Source organism: Devosia sp. Micro-HW1 (assembly GCF_056341075.1).
Window position 1 is genome coordinate 199,604 of sequence record NZ_CP094375.1, and the last position, 12,153, is coordinate 211,756.

General features: G+C 62.3%; 16 protein-coding genes. 13 read left to right on the forward strand and 3 right to left on the reverse strand.

Annotation, left to right across the window (positions count from 1 at the left end; genetic code table 11):
• Window positions 1–3 precede the first annotated feature (3 nt).
• Both MQW79_RS00885 and MQW79_RS00890 read left to right on the forward strand, forming a co-directional pair.
• Window positions 4–135 (forward strand): hypothetical protein, encoded by a 132-nt coding sequence (locus tag MQW79_RS00885; RefSeq protein WP_476586267.1) that lies wholly within the window; start codon window positions 4–6, stop codon window positions 133–135.
• Window positions 132–638, forward strand: a complete 507-nt coding sequence (locus MQW79_RS00890) for a hypothetical protein (RefSeq protein WP_476586269.1) — start codon at window positions 132–134, stop codon at window positions 636–638. The genes MQW79_RS00885 and MQW79_RS00890 overlap by 4 nt, the downstream gene beginning before the upstream one ends.
• 10 nt (window positions 639–648) lie before the next feature.
• Here MQW79_RS00890 and MQW79_RS00895 read toward each other — a convergent pair whose 3' ends face one another.
• Window positions 649–1,596, reverse strand: coding sequence for an alpha/beta fold hydrolase (locus tag MQW79_RS00895; RefSeq protein WP_476586271.1), 948 nt, complete (start codon window positions 1,594–1,596; stop codon window positions 649–651).
• A gap of 168 nt (window positions 1,597–1,764) precedes the next feature.
• Here MQW79_RS00895 and dapA point away from each other — a divergent pair, with 168 nt between their 5' ends.
• Window positions 1,765–2,640 (forward strand): 4-hydroxy-tetrahydrodipicolinate synthase, encoded by an 876-nt coding sequence (gene dapA, locus MQW79_RS00900; RefSeq protein ID WP_476586273.1) that lies wholly within the window; start codon window positions 1,765–1,767, stop codon window positions 2,638–2,640.
• A gap of 74 nt (window positions 2,641–2,714) precedes the next feature.
• Window positions 2,715–3,215 carry an SsrA-binding protein SmpB gene (gene smpB, locus MQW79_RS00905; protein WP_476586274.1) on the forward strand — a complete coding sequence of 167 codons (501 nt, stop codon included), beginning with the start codon at window positions 2,715–2,717 and terminating at the stop codon, window positions 3,213–3,215.
• Window positions 3,216–3,300: 85 nt separating this feature from the next.
• Here the strand turns inward: smpB and MQW79_RS00910 are convergent, their stop codons facing one another.
• Complete coding sequence (locus MQW79_RS00910) at window positions 3,301–3,852, reverse strand: LabA-like NYN domain-containing protein (RefSeq protein WP_476586275.1); 552 nt, start codon at window positions 3,850–3,852, stop codon at window positions 3,301–3,303.
• Between the two features lie 225 nt (window positions 3,853–4,077).
• On the opposite strand from MQW79_RS00910, the gene rpoZ reads away from it, so the two are divergent.
• The 7 genes from rpoZ (at window position 4,078) to era (ending at window position 10,484) form a co-directional block, all read left to right on the forward strand.
• Complete coding sequence (gene rpoZ, locus MQW79_RS00915) at window positions 4,078–4,446, forward strand: DNA-directed RNA polymerase subunit omega (protein ID WP_476586276.1); 369 nt, start codon at window positions 4,078–4,080, stop codon at window positions 4,444–4,446.
• A gap of 250 nt (window positions 4,447–4,696) precedes the next feature.
• Window positions 4,697–6,976, forward strand: a complete 2,280-nt coding sequence (locus tag MQW79_RS00920) for a RelA/SpoT family protein (protein WP_476586277.1) — start codon at window positions 4,697–4,699, stop codon at window positions 6,974–6,976.
• On the forward strand, window positions 6,969–7,559 hold the full coding sequence (gene pyrE / locus MQW79_RS00925) for an orotate phosphoribosyltransferase (protein WP_476586278.1): 591 nt from the start codon (window positions 6,969–6,971) through the stop codon (window positions 7,557–7,559). The genes MQW79_RS00920 and pyrE overlap by 8 nt, the downstream gene beginning before the upstream one ends.
• Complete coding sequence (gene acpS, locus MQW79_RS00930) at window positions 7,556–7,957, forward strand: holo-ACP synthase (RefSeq protein WP_476586279.1); 402 nt, start codon at window positions 7,556–7,558, stop codon at window positions 7,955–7,957. The genes pyrE and acpS overlap by 4 nt, the downstream gene beginning before the upstream one ends.
• A gap of 84 nt (window positions 7,958–8,041) precedes the next feature.
• The gene (lepB, locus tag MQW79_RS00935) at window positions 8,042–8,860 is read left to right on the forward strand and encodes a signal peptidase I (protein ID WP_476586281.1); all 819 of its coding nucleotides are present in this window, start codon (window positions 8,042–8,044) and stop codon (window positions 8,858–8,860) included.
• Window positions 8,857–9,564: a ribonuclease III gene (rnc, locus tag MQW79_RS00940; protein ID WP_476586282.1), complete on the forward strand. Its 708-nt coding sequence runs from the start codon at window positions 8,857–8,859 to the stop codon at window positions 9,562–9,564. The genes lepB and rnc overlap by 4 nt, the downstream gene beginning before the upstream one ends.
• Window positions 9,561–10,484, forward strand: coding sequence for a GTPase Era (gene era / locus MQW79_RS00945; protein ID WP_476586284.1), 924 nt, complete (start codon window positions 9,561–9,563; stop codon window positions 10,482–10,484). The genes rnc and era overlap by 4 nt, the downstream gene beginning before the upstream one ends.
• 9 nt (window positions 10,485–10,493) lie before the next feature.
• Here era and MQW79_RS00950 read toward each other — a convergent pair whose 3' ends face one another.
• The gene (locus MQW79_RS00950) at window positions 10,494–10,832 is read right to left on the reverse strand and encodes an antibiotic biosynthesis monooxygenase family protein (protein WP_476586286.1); all 339 of its coding nucleotides are present in this window, start codon (window positions 10,830–10,832) and stop codon (window positions 10,494–10,496) included.
• A gap of 78 nt (window positions 10,833–10,910) precedes the next feature.
• Here MQW79_RS00950 and MQW79_RS00955 point away from each other — a divergent pair, with 78 nt between their 5' ends.
• Both MQW79_RS00955 and recO read left to right on the forward strand, forming a co-directional pair.
• On the forward strand, window positions 10,911–11,366 hold the full coding sequence (locus MQW79_RS00955; protein WP_476586287.1) for a MarR family winged helix-turn-helix transcriptional regulator: 456 nt from the start codon (window positions 10,911–10,913) through the stop codon (window positions 11,364–11,366).
• On the forward strand, window positions 11,366–12,070 hold the full coding sequence (gene recO / locus MQW79_RS00960) for a DNA repair protein RecO (RefSeq protein ID WP_476586288.1): 705 nt from the start codon (window positions 11,366–11,368) through the stop codon (window positions 12,068–12,070). The genes MQW79_RS00955 and recO overlap by 1 nt, the downstream gene beginning before the upstream one ends.
• The last annotated feature ends 83 nt before the right edge of the window (window positions 12,071–12,153 follow it).

A 12,153-nucleotide genomic window follows, 5' to 3' on the forward strand; every position in this document is an offset into this window, starting at 1 on the left:
CCAATGTCGTCCTTCGTCACCCCCGTGCTGTTTCTGATCGGCGTCTACTGGCCCTTCATGGCCGCCGCCGGGTTTGTGGGCATTGTCACGGGCTGGCTCAGCCTTTCGAGGCGAGGGGCGGAGGCGTCGCGATGACCGTCGGCCATGCCATCGAAATCGCCGTATTGCTCCTCGTCGCCTACCTCTGCGGGTGCGGCCTCGGCTATGTCGCGCACCTGGCCTATCGCGCCATTCGGGTGCGACCCCGCTTTGAAGCCCGCGTGCCAGTTGCTGCGGTGCCGGTCTCGGTAGCGTCCGCGCCAGCTGGCAAGTCAGCCGCGCGGCGTCTTGCCGGAACCGTCGATCGCGATGGACTCACGACCGCTCCAACACCGGCCCCCGTCACCCTGCAACGCCCGCCATACCTGCCTGCTCCCCGCGGGGGGAAGGCCGATGATCTGAGGCAGATCAAGGGGATAGGCGCGAAAACGGAATCTGCGCTGCACGATCTCGGGATCTATCACCTCGATCAGATTGCCGCCTGGACCGGCGCGCATATCGATTGGCTCGAGGGGCGCATCGCCGTAAAGGGCCGGATCCGCAGGGAGCAATGGGTCGAACAGGCCGTCCTTCTTCTCACGGCTACTGCGTCTGCCTGATCAGCGCCTCTCAGGCAGCCTTTCGCCGGCCTTTACCGATATGGAAGACGAATTCCGCTACGGCCTCTATGTCGGACTGCTGGTCAAACAGGGCCGGTGACCCCTGTCCCTGGATTGTCACCGCTTCAGCGTCCGGGCGGCGGCGCACCATTTCCTCAAACGTTTCGCGCCGCACCTGATCGGTCAATTGGGTCCGCAGCAGCATCAGTCGCGCACAGTTGAGGGCGTCGAAGAGCGGCCATTGGGCCACCAGAACGTCATCGAAGCTGATGTCCTTGATGCGTTCGATCAGGCGCCTGTCGAAGAGCGGATGCGGCCGGTTGCGCTTGTCGAACCAGAAGCTGCGGAGCGAGAGGGCATCGAGCTCCTCGGGCGAGTGGCCCGGATAGTCCCCGCCAAGCATGCGCCGCAGGCCCTGGGTCACCGCCTTGCCGCGCAGGCTGTCGATATGGGCCTGGTTGTTGCGCAGCCGTACGATGCCGCGCGAATCCGTCACCGGCCCGCTGTCGAGCAGAATTGTACCGCCGATCAGCAATGGATGGCTGACGGCCAGCGCCATGACCACCTGTCCGCCATGCCCCTGGCCGAGCATCACGGCACGGCCGATTCCCAGGGCAGCCAGAATATCGGCGACATCCTGTGCGTCCGAGAGCGTGCTGTAACCGGCGCCTTTTGGCCGGTCATCGGCCCGCCCACGCCCGGGCAGATCCAGCAGGACCATCGGCCAGCCGCCGGAGCCAAGCCGTTGGAAATAATCGGCAAATGCCGAGAAATCGCTCATGTTGCGATTGTAGCCGGCAAGGCAGACAAGCGGCACGCGCCTACCGGTGAAGTCGCCGCGCAGGTGCACGGCCGCGCGCGTTCGCGCATCGCTCGTGGTGATGAACGATACGGGCAGTCCGGCAAAGGCCGCATGGTCCCGGGGAACTTTGCGCCGACGATCGAAGAGCGAAATCATGGCCATATTTATCGATGGCCGGGCGCAAGTCACAAGGCGTTTCGCGTGCCTTGTGGCCGGCCGCTGTTGAAAGTATGGTGCCGCCCGTTCGGCGCAGTGTGGCGCCAGAATGCGTTGAGATCAAAATGGCCGGCCAAAGCCCGGCGCCCAATTGAGGAATTCCGACAAATGCTGCGTGGTTCGATTACGGCTCTCATCACCCCCATGCGCGATGGGGCCGTGGATGAGAAAGCCTTCGCCAGCTTTGTCGAATGGCAGATTTCCGAAGGGACGCACGGCCTTGTGCCTGTTGGCACGACCGGCGAAAGCCCTACCGTCAGCCATGAGGAACATCACCGCATCGTCCAGGTCTGCATCGAAGTCGCCAACGGCCGCGTGCCGGTGATTGCTGGTGCCGGGTCCAATTCGACGGCTGAAGCGGTGTCGCTGGCCCAGCACGCGGAAAAGTCCGGCGCGAGTGCCGTGCTCTCCGTGGTGCCCTACTACAACAAGCCGAACCAGGAAGGCCTGTTCCAGCATTTTTCAGCTGTGGCCAAGGCGGTCGGCATTCCGATCATCCTGTACTCGGTGCCGGGCCGCACCACGGTCGACCTCACCGTCGATACCATCGTCCGGCTGCGCGATGCCCATTCCAACATTGTCGGCGTGAAGGATGCGACTGGCAATCTTGAGCGGGCCAGCATGCAGCGCAACAGGCTGGGCAAGGATTTTATACTGTTGTCCGGCGACGACAGCACTGCCCTCGGTTTCAATGCCCATGGCGGCCATGGCTGTATTTCGGTGACTGCCAATGTCGCCCCGCGTCTCTGCTCGCAGATGCAGGAGCTTTCGCTTGCCGGTGATTTCGCCGGCGCGCGCGAGATCAATGACAAGCTCGCCTACCTCCACAAGGACCTGTTCATGGAGCCCAATCCGTCGCCGGCCAAGTATGTGGCCAACCGGCTGAACCTGTGCGCCAACGAAATGCGTCTGCCACTGGTACCGGTCAGCAAGTCGACAGAGGACGCCATGGACTTTGCAATGCGTCACGCCGGCCTTATCTGATAGGCAGTGCTTTCAATTGCCCGGTCCACGGACCTGTCCGGGGCCGGGCTTTCTATTTAGAGACCGACCAAACCATGGCTGCCAGCAAGAACGACAAGAGCAAGAGTGGATGGATCAGTCACGGGCAGGTGGCCGAGAACCGTCGCGCGCGCTTCGACTACGAAATCGGCGACACCATCGAGGCCGGCATTGTGCTGACTGGTACCGAGGTCAAGTCACTACGCCTGGGTAAAGCGCAGATCGCCGAGTCCTACGCCTCGCCCGAGCGGGGCGAGCTCTGGCTCATCAATTCGCACATTCCCGAATACCTGCAGGCCAATCGCTTCAATCACGAGGAAAAGCGTCCGCGCAAGCTTCTCGTCAGCAAGAAGCAGCTCGCCAAGCTCGACCAGGAAGTGGCTCGCGCTGGCAATACCATCGTGCCGCTGAAGCTGTTTTTCAACGACCAGGGCAAGGCCAAGCTGCTGATCGGCGTCGGCAAGGGCAAGAAGAACTACGACAAGCGCGCCACGGCCCGCGACCGTGACTGGAACCGCGACAAGGCCCGCATCATGAAAGAGGGCGGAAGGGGCTGAGAGCCGTCCCGAAGGGCAAATCTCTCCGGTGGAGAGATTTGAGGCGAGCAGGCCATGAGCGCTACGCGCGAATGGCGAGCCTCTGTCAGGCCTCGACCGGCCGCTGCACCTGCGGACGACCAACGGTCTTGGCCAAATCCGCCACATCGATGAAGAAGTCCGCCTGGCGGCGCAGGTCGTCCGAGATCATCGGCGTGGAAGTGGTCAGCGTCGAGACCACGGTCACCCGCTTGCCCTTGCGCTGCAGCGAGGCGACCAGGGCGGTGAAATCGCCGTCGCCTGAAAACAGCACGAAGTGGTCGTAGTAGGGGGCCTGCTCGAGCGCGTCGACGGTCAGCTCGATATCCATGTTGCCCTTGACCTTGCGGCGGCCCAGGGAGTCGGTGAATTCCTTGGCTGGCTTGGTCACCACGGCATAGCCATTGTAGTCGAGCCAGTCGATCAGCGGCCGGATCGAGGAATATTCCTGATCCTCGATCAGTGCCGTGTAGTAGTTGGCGCGCAGCAAGTAGGCCTTGGCGCTGAACTCGCTCAGCAGCTTGCGATAGTCGATGTCGATGCCGATTGCCTTGGACGTGGCATAGAGATTTGCACCGTCAATGAAGAGGGCGATCTTTTCGCGGGGGTCAATGGCCATAACGAATTCCTGAAGGGCAGGGGCTGCCGGAGGCTGAAAAACCGCCTGCGACGGCGCTTTAATTAAATTCCGAAGGTAGTTTTAAAACTTAAATTCGGTCTTCGCACATTTAGCCCGGTCCGTAAAGCAGGGGGCGATCAGGCTTTCGTGGGCCGGGCTCCCTTGTCATCACACCCTGCATCGTGTATTGCGGCCATTCATTTCCCCCAAAGTGTGGAGACGTTCGTGGCACGCGTCACCGTTGAAGACTGCATCGAAAAGGTCGAGAATCGCTTCGATCTCGTCCTCATGGCCGCCCATCGCGCGCGCATGATTTCCTCCGGTGGCCAGATCACCGTCCCGCGTGACAACGACAAGAACCCTGTCGTTGCCCTGCGCGAAATCGGCGATGGCACCATTTCGCCTGAAGACCTGCATGAAGACCTGATCCACTCGCTGCAGAAATATGTCGAGGTCGACGAGCCGGAAAACACCGCGGCTCCGATGATCGAAAGCGCCGGCGACGACGACGCGATCAACTTCGACACCATCAGCGAAGAAGAACTGCTGCGCGGCATCGAGAGCCTCGCTCCGCCGGAGCGTCGCGACGACTAGGCTGAGTCTTGCAAATCGCTCCAGTGGAGCGATTTGAGGAGCTTCGCGGACGTTCGGCATTGCCGATGAAGGGCTCCAGTGGAGCCCTTCAAGTCTAGAAGGCCATGAGAGCTATGCTCGAATGGCATGCACCGGCCTTGCGGCACACGGTGATCCGAATATATCAGAGAGCGTCCGGTATGCGCCGGGCGCTCTTTTCATTTCTGATACAGGCGCTAAGCTCCTTTTCTGCGAGCGGGCGACTTAATCCATGATGCGTCAGTACGAGCTCGTCGAACGCGTTCAGGCCTATAACCCGAACGCCGACGAGCAATTGTTGAATAAGGCCTATGTGTACGCCATGCAGAAGCATGGCTCGCAGAAACGCGCTTCCGGGGACCCCTATTTCAATCATCCGCTGGAAGTGGCGGCAATCCTCACCGAGCTCAAGCTCGACGACGCGTCCATCGCTGTTGGGCTCCTGCACGACACCATCGAGGACACCGACGCCACGCGCGCCGAGATCGATCAGCTGTTCGGCGGTGAGATCGGCACCATCGTCGACGGCCTCACCAAGATCGAGCGCCTGAACCTCGTTTCCCGCGAGGAGGCGCAGGCCGAGAACTTGCGAAAACTCCTTCTCGCCATCAGCCAGGACGTCCGCGTCCTCCTGGTCAAGCTGGCTGACCGCCTGCACAATATGCGCACCTTGCAGTTCATGGCGCCCGACAAGCAGCGCCGTATCGCGCAGGAGACCATGGATATCTATGCTCCGCTGGCCGGACGCATGGGTATGCAGGACATGCGCAACGAGCTCGAGGACCTGAGCTTCCGCATTCTCCAGCCAGACCATTACGAGGCCATCATTGCCCGCCTCGACCAGATGCAGGCGGACAATCGCGAGACTATCGATACCATCACCGCCGAGCTGACCGAGCGCCTCGCCGAGGCCGGCATCGCCGCGCGGGTCAAGGCGCGGGTCAAATCGCCCTATTCGATCTTCTCCAAGATCGAGCGCAAGTCGATTGCCCTCGAACAGCTCTCCGACATGATCGGGTTCCGGGTCATCGTGGGCTCGGAGGAGGAATGTTACCGCACGGTCGGTCTCGTCCATACGACGTGGAAAGTCGTGCCGGGGCGCTTCAAGGACTATATCTCGGTCCCCAAGCACAACGACTACCAGTCGATCCACACCACCATCGTCGGCCCCAGCCGTCAGCGCGTCGAGCTCCAGATCCGCACCGAGGCCATGGATCGCATCGCCGAGTTCGGCATCGCCGCCCATGCCCTCTACAAGGATGGCGCCTCGGCCAATCTCGGTCGCATCGAGATGGAATCGCATGCCTATGGCTCGCTGCGGCAGACCATTTCTCACCTGACCTCGGGCATTTCGAGCGAGGATTTCCTCGAATACACCAAGCTCGAACTGTTCCAGGATCAGGTCTTCTGCTTCACCCCGCGCGGACGCCTCATCGCCTTGCCGCGCGGCGCCACGCCCATCGACTTCGCCTACGCGTTGCACACCGACATCGGCGATACCTGTGTCGGCGCCAAGATCAACGGCCTGATCCTGCCGCTCGTCACCCAGCTACGCTCGGGCGACGAGGTGGAAATCCTGCGCGACCAGAACCATCGCCCACCCTCGAACTGGATCGGCATTGCCGCCACTGGCAAGGCCCGCGCTGCCATCCGCCGCGCCGTGCGCCATGCCGCGGCCCAGCGCGCCTTTGCCCTGGGCGAGCATGTGCTCAACATGATGCTTGAGCGCGAAGGCGTGATGCTGGACGAGAGCGAGGCCAAGGCCCTGGCCGAGGCGCTCGATTTGCAGAGCAAGCGTGATCTGCTCGTGGCCGTGGGCGAGGGCAAGATAGGCTCCGAGCCCCTTTCTGCCGCCCTGGCCCAGGTCAAGGGCATCCGCAAGCGCCGCCGCAAACTTGAATTGCCCGTGGCCGATACGGCAGACGGTTGGTTTGCCCTGCGCGGTTCGGACGAGTTCCGCTTCCGGGTGCCCGGCGGCCAGCGCTCCGGCCCCAATGCAACGACCGCGCTCGCCCAGCTCGATTTCCATACGCCGGTCACCGTATCGGGCGAGGGGATTGTCCCGGGGGACCGCCTGGTCGGTATCCTCGAGCCGGGCAGCCCGCTGACCGTCTACCCCATCCACTCCGATGCTCTGATCGCCAAGCACGACAGCGATGTGGCCTGGGTGGACGTACGCTGGAATCTCAGCAAGGGAGACGAAAAGCTCTATCCCACCGTCATCTCGATGGAATCGGTCAACCGGCCCGGCTCTCTGGCGCAGATTTCCGCCGCCATTGCCGCCTGCGAGGCCAATATCAACAATCTGGTGATGCGGATGATTTCGCCCGATTTCCATCAGATGATCTTTGAAATCGAAGTGCGCGACCTTGCGCAACTGACCGATGTTCTGGCAACGCTCAAGCGTAGTCCCGGCCTGTCCGCAGTACAGCGGGCGGGCATTCGCGAGGCGGGAATGATCTCGACCCTCGAATGGGACGGAAGTGTCGATAGGAGTGGCCGGGATGGATAGAGAAGACGTTTTGCAGATTTTCCGCGATTGCGGCGCCATGCTGGAGGGGCACTTCATCCTCTCCTCGGGCCTGCGGTCGCCCGTGTTTCTGCAGAAGGCCAGGGTCTTCCAGTATCCGCACCAGACCGAAAAACTCTGCAAGGCGCTGGCCGACAAGATTCGTGCCGAAGTGCCCGGCGTCACCAAGGTTGTCTCGCCCGCCATCGGCGGCATCATTCCCGGCTACGAAACCGCGCGCCATCTCGGCGTGCCGGCCCTTTATACCGAACGCGTCGATGGACAGTTCGAGCTGCGGCGAGGCTTCGAGATTTCCGCCGACGATCAGGTTGTGGTCGTGGAGGACATTGTCTCCACCGGTCTCTCGATCCGCGAATGCGTCGATGCATTGCGCAAGATCGGCGCCAATGTGGTCGCCGCGGCCTGCCTTATCGATCGCTCTGGTGGCGAAGCCGATGTTGGCGTCCCCCTGGTCAAGCTCATCGATTTCAAGGTCCCCGCCTATCCCGCCGACCAGCTTCCGCCCGAACTCGCCGCCATCCCCGCCGTCAAGCCCGGCAGCCGTGGCATTCAGGGGGTGAAGTGATCGTCGGCCTGGGTTCCGATCTCATCCAGATCCACCGCGTCGAGCAGACGCTGGCCAAGTACGGCACCCGCTTCACCCATCGCTGCTTCACCGAGATCGAGCAGCAGAAGTCTGACCGCCGCGCCCAGCGGGCTGCCTCCTATGCCAAGCGCTTTGCTGCCAAGGAAGCCATGTCCAAGGCGTTGGGCACCGGCATTTCCTGGGGCGTTTACTGGCGCGACATGGGGGTGGTGAACCTGCCTTCCGGCAAGCCGACCATGCGGCTGACCAATGGTGCGGCAAAGGCGCTGGCCCGGCTTGTCCCCGAAGGACACGAGCCCCATATCCACCTGACCATTACCGACGACGCCGGCCTCGCGCAGGCTTTCGTCATCATCGAAGCCCTGCCGATCAAATAGGCGTGCCGGGCCAGGCATATCAAGCAAGTTGACCCCGCGCGGCCAAACGCCTAACCCTTCCGCACCGCTATTCCGGGAAAAACCATGAGCCAGCCTGCCGACAAGCCCGCCAAGAAGACCAATGAGTGGGTGGAAACCATCGTCGTCGTCATCGAGGCGCTGCTCATCGCCATCGTCCTGCGGTTCTTCCTGTACCAGCCGTTCTCGATCCCCACTGCATCCATGCAGCAGACGCTGATGATCGGCGACTACTTCGTCGCCAACAAGTTTGTCTGGGGCTATGGCAAGCACTCGTTCTCGCTGGGCCGCTATGGCGACTTCGCCCTGCTGGATTTCGAACTGCCGATCAACAACCGCATCCTCGGGCGAGACCCCAATCGCGGCGACATCGCCGTGTTCCGTCCGGTTCCGCAGAACATGGAATACATCAAGCGCATTGTCGGCCTTCCCGGCGACCGCATCCAGATGCGCGATGGCCGTCTCTACATCAACGGCACGATGGTCGAGCGCGAGGAAGTGGGCAAGGCCATCGACACCGACAGCAATGGCGATAGCCGCGAGGTCACGATCTATCGCGAGACTTTCCCGGAGGGCACAGCCCACATCATTCAGGAAATCGGCGACAACCTCTCGCTCGACAACACGCCTGAATATGTGGTGCCGGCAGGCCACTACTTCATGATGGGCGACAACCGCGACCGTTCGGCCGATAGCCGCGTCCTGTCGCAGGTCGGCTATGTTCCCGCCATCAACCTGATTGCCAAGGCCGAGGCCATCTTCTTCTCCATCGAGGACAACATTCCACCCTGGCAGATCTGGCAGTGGCCGGCCAATGTCCGTTGGAACCGCATGTTCCGCTCGGTCTATAGCGACCAGCCGGATCCCAATCTGGAAGCGCCGTGAGCCGCCGCGACAAGACCCATGAAAAGCTCCAGTTTCGGCTTGGCTACCGCTTTGCCGATCCGGAACTGCTGGACCGTGCGCTGAGCCATTCGAGCGCCGTCTCGCCGGGCAAGCGCATCGAGAAATCCTATCAGCGCTTGGAATTTCTCGGTGACCGGGTCCTCGGCCTCGTCGTGGCCGACATGCTCTACCACCGCTATCCCGCCTCCAATGAAGGTGAATTGAGCCGTTCGCTCAACACGCTGGTGCGCAAGGAAACCTGCGCCGACATTGCTCGCCAGCTCGATCTGGGCAAGGAAATGATCCTTGGCGACAGCGAAGCCAGGTCGGGCGGCGCCGACAAGGACGCCATTCTTGGCGACATTACCGAGGCGATCATTGGCGCCATTTTTCTCGACGGAGGCCTGGAGCCGGCGCGCCGGTTCATCGAGAGCCATTTCGAGGACTATCTTGCCGATGGTCAGGCAAACAGGGCCGATGCCAAGACCACCTTGCAGGAATGGGCCCAGGCCCGCGGCCTGGAACCGCCCGCCTATGTGCTGGTGGAGCGCACCGGCCCCGACCATGCGCCCGAATTCACAATTGGCGTGGAGCTGAGCGGCTTCGAGCGGCTCGAGGCCATCGGCCCGTCCAAGAAGATCGCTGAACACCGCGTCGCCGAACAATTTCTGGTCCGTCAAAAGGTCTGGAAGGAACGCAAATGAACACCCCTGATGAACTGGCCGCTACCTCCTGCGGCTTCATTGCCCTGGTTGGTGCGCCCAATGCCGGCAAGTCGACCCTGCTCAACTCGCTTGTTGGCACCAAGGTCTCCATTGTCACTCACAAGGCCCAGACCACGCGCAGTCAGGTCCGCGGCGTGCTCACTCTCGACCAGGCCCAGCTTGTCTTTGTCGATACGCCCGGCATTTTCGCGCCCAAGAAGCGGCTGGAACGCGCCATGGTCGAAAACGCCTGGGGCGGGGCAGGGGACAGCGACATCGTCGCCTTCATCCTCGATGCCGACCGTGGCGTCACGCCAGACATCGAAACCCTGCTCGAAGGCCTCGAAAACATCCGCCAGCCCAAGGTGCTGATCCTCAACAAGATCGACCAGGTCAAGCATGAGAGCCTGCTGGCGCTCTCGCAAGGCCTCAACGAGCGCACCCGCTTCGAAGCCACCTTCATGCTCTCGGCCCTAAAAGGCCATGGCGTGAAGGACTTCATCGACTGGTGCATCAAGCATATCCCGCCCGGGCCCTGGCACTTTCCCGAGGATCACCTTACCGATCTCACCATGGCCATCACCGCGGCCGAGGTGACGCGCGAAAAGCTCTTCCTCCGCGTCCACGACGAAATCCCCTACAATTCCACCGTCGAGACCGAGAGCTTCAAGATCCAGAAGGACGGCTCCTACAAGATCGACCAAGTCGTCTATGTCAGCCGCGAGAGCCACAAGAAGATCGTGCTCGGCGCTGGTGGCCAGACCATCAAGGCCATCGGCGCAGAGAGCCGCAAGGAACTGATGGAGATGTACGAGGTGCCCATCCACCTCTTCCTCTTCGTCAAGGTTCGCGAGAAATGGGCTGATGATCCGGAACGCTACCGCGAAATGGGTCTCGAATTCCCGCATGAGAAGAAGTGAACCGCGCCCTCAGGGCACGGTCGCGTAGTTGGCCATATTGGCCTCGATGCCGAGGGCATTGAGGAAGTGCTCCGGATTAAAGCCGGTCGCCTTGCGCTTTGCCATCATGGCGGCCTTGGCCTGGGCAAAGGCGGCTTCGCTTTCCCACTCGACCACCGTCACCACGTTGAAGCGATCCGCTCCGGAATGATGCTCGAGCAGGTGGTTCTGCAGGCAGCCCTGCTGCTCGTCCAGGAACTGCTTGGTGTCCAGTGCCTGGACAAGGAAAGCTTCGCGGCTCGCGGTCGGTACGCTAAAGCTGTCTATGCGGAATAGGGACTCGGTCCGCGCTTGCGATGGTGTAGTCATGTTTGGTCTCCATATCGAGTTTATCTGGTGTCATGTCAGATTGACAGTATGCTGTCAAAACGGTTGAGTGCTGTCAATATGAACGCGTCTATTGCTCTCAGTGCCCTGTTTCTTGATATCTTCCGCGCCAATGCCGCCCTGGTGGCGGCGGGCGATCAACTGGTCGCGCCACTTGGGCTGACCAGCGCGCGCTGGCAGGTGCTGGGGGCGGTGGCCATGGCACAGGCGCCGCAACCCGTTGCCCACATTGCACGCGATATGGGTCTGGCGCGCCAGAGCGTGCAGCGTCTCGTCAATGAACTCCTCGCCGATGGCCTCGTGGAGCTCCGCGACAATCCCCACCACAAGCGCGCCCGCCTGGTCTGCCTGACCGGGCAGGGCGTCGAGGCCATGGCCGCCATCAACAAGTTGCAGCGTCCCTGGGTCGATGGTCTGGCGGCCGGCATGGATGCACAGCGCATCGCCCTTGCTGCAGACGTGCTGGCCACCCTGCGACAGCGCCTCGAACCGGCCGCCGACGGGTCGCAAGACTGATGGAATGGACCGGTGAAGCCCTGCTCATAGGCGTCCGCCGCCACGGCGAGACCTCCGTCATCGCCGAGGCGATGGTGGCCGGGCGCGGGCGATATGCGGGCCTTATTCGGGGCGGACGGTCGCCAAAGCTCGCCGCGACGCTCCAGCCCGGCAACACCATCCAGCTCACCTGGCGCGCGCGACTGGAGGACCACCTCGGCACCTTCACGGTCGAGTTGATGCATTCGCGCGCCGCCGGCCTCTTTGCCGACCGCAGGCGCCTCTATCTCGCCCAGACGGTCTGCGAACACCTTCACCTGCTGCCCGAGCGCGATCCGCATGACCGCCTCCTCGGCATGGCGCTCAATCTGATTGACAGTGAACCCGATGCCGCCGCCCTTGCGCGGTTCGAACTGGCTCTGCTCGACGATCTTGGCTTCGGCCTCGACCTCGAAACCTGCGCCGCCACCGGCGTCACCGAGGACCTGACCCACGTCTCGCCCAAGTCAGGCCGAGCCGTCAGCCGCGCCGCCGCCGAGCCCTACAAGGATCGGCTGCTGCCGCTCCCGAGCTTCCTTCATGCCCGGGGCAATGCCTCGCCCGACGACATCAGGGCCGCGTTCCGCCTCACCGGTCATTTCCTGCACATGCATGTGTGGTCCGCCCGCCAGCTCGATCCCCCCGCCACGCGCGAAAAGCTGATCGAGCTTTTGACGGAGGAGTAGGCAAGAAGGCTGGACCACCCGGTCAAGCCGGGTGGTGACGCAGGGGGAAGGTCCGATTTCCCCACGCCCGTCATTGCCCGGCT

Coding starts and splice junctions, on each gene's coding strand:
- MQW79_RS00885 (WP_476586267.1), top strand. CDS start 4: ATGTCGTCCTTCGTCACCCCCGTGCTGTTTCTGATCGGCGTCTACTGG.
- MQW79_RS00890 (WP_476586269.1), top strand. CDS start 132: ATGACCGTCGGCCATGCCATCGAAATCGCCGTATTGCTCCTCGTCGCC.
- MQW79_RS00895 (WP_476586271.1), bottom strand. CDS start 1,596: ATGATTTCGCTCTTCGATCGTCGGCGCAAAGTTCCCCGGGACCATGCG.
- dapA (WP_476586273.1), top strand. CDS start 1,765: ATGCTGCGTGGTTCGATTACGGCTCTCATCACCCCCATGCGCGATGGG.
- smpB (WP_476586274.1), top strand. CDS start 2,715: ATGGCTGCCAGCAAGAACGACAAGAGCAAGAGTGGATGGATCAGTCAC.
- MQW79_RS00910 (WP_476586275.1), bottom strand. CDS start 3,852: ATGGCCATTGACCCCCGCGAAAAGATCGCCCTCTTCATTGACGGTGCA.
- MQW79_RS00920 (WP_476586277.1), top strand. CDS start 4,697: ATGATGCGTCAGTACGAGCTCGTCGAACGCGTTCAGGCCTATAACCCG.
- pyrE (WP_476586278.1), top strand. CDS start 6,969: ATGGATAGAGAAGACGTTTTGCAGATTTTCCGCGATTGCGGCGCCATG.
- lepB (WP_476586281.1), top strand. CDS start 8,042: ATGAGCCAGCCTGCCGACAAGCCCGCCAAGAAGACCAATGAGTGGGTG.
- era (WP_476586284.1), top strand. CDS start 9,561: ATGAACACCCCTGATGAACTGGCCGCTACCTCCTGCGGCTTCATTGCC.
- MQW79_RS00950 (WP_476586286.1), bottom strand. CDS start 10,832: ATGACTACACCATCGCAAGCGCGGACCGAGTCCCTATTCCGCATAGAC.
- MQW79_RS00955 (WP_476586287.1), top strand. CDS start 10,911: ATGAACGCGTCTATTGCTCTCAGTGCCCTGTTTCTTGATATCTTCCGC.
- recO (WP_476586288.1), top strand. CDS start 11,366: ATGGAATGGACCGGTGAAGCCCTGCTCATAGGCGTCCGCCGCCACGGC.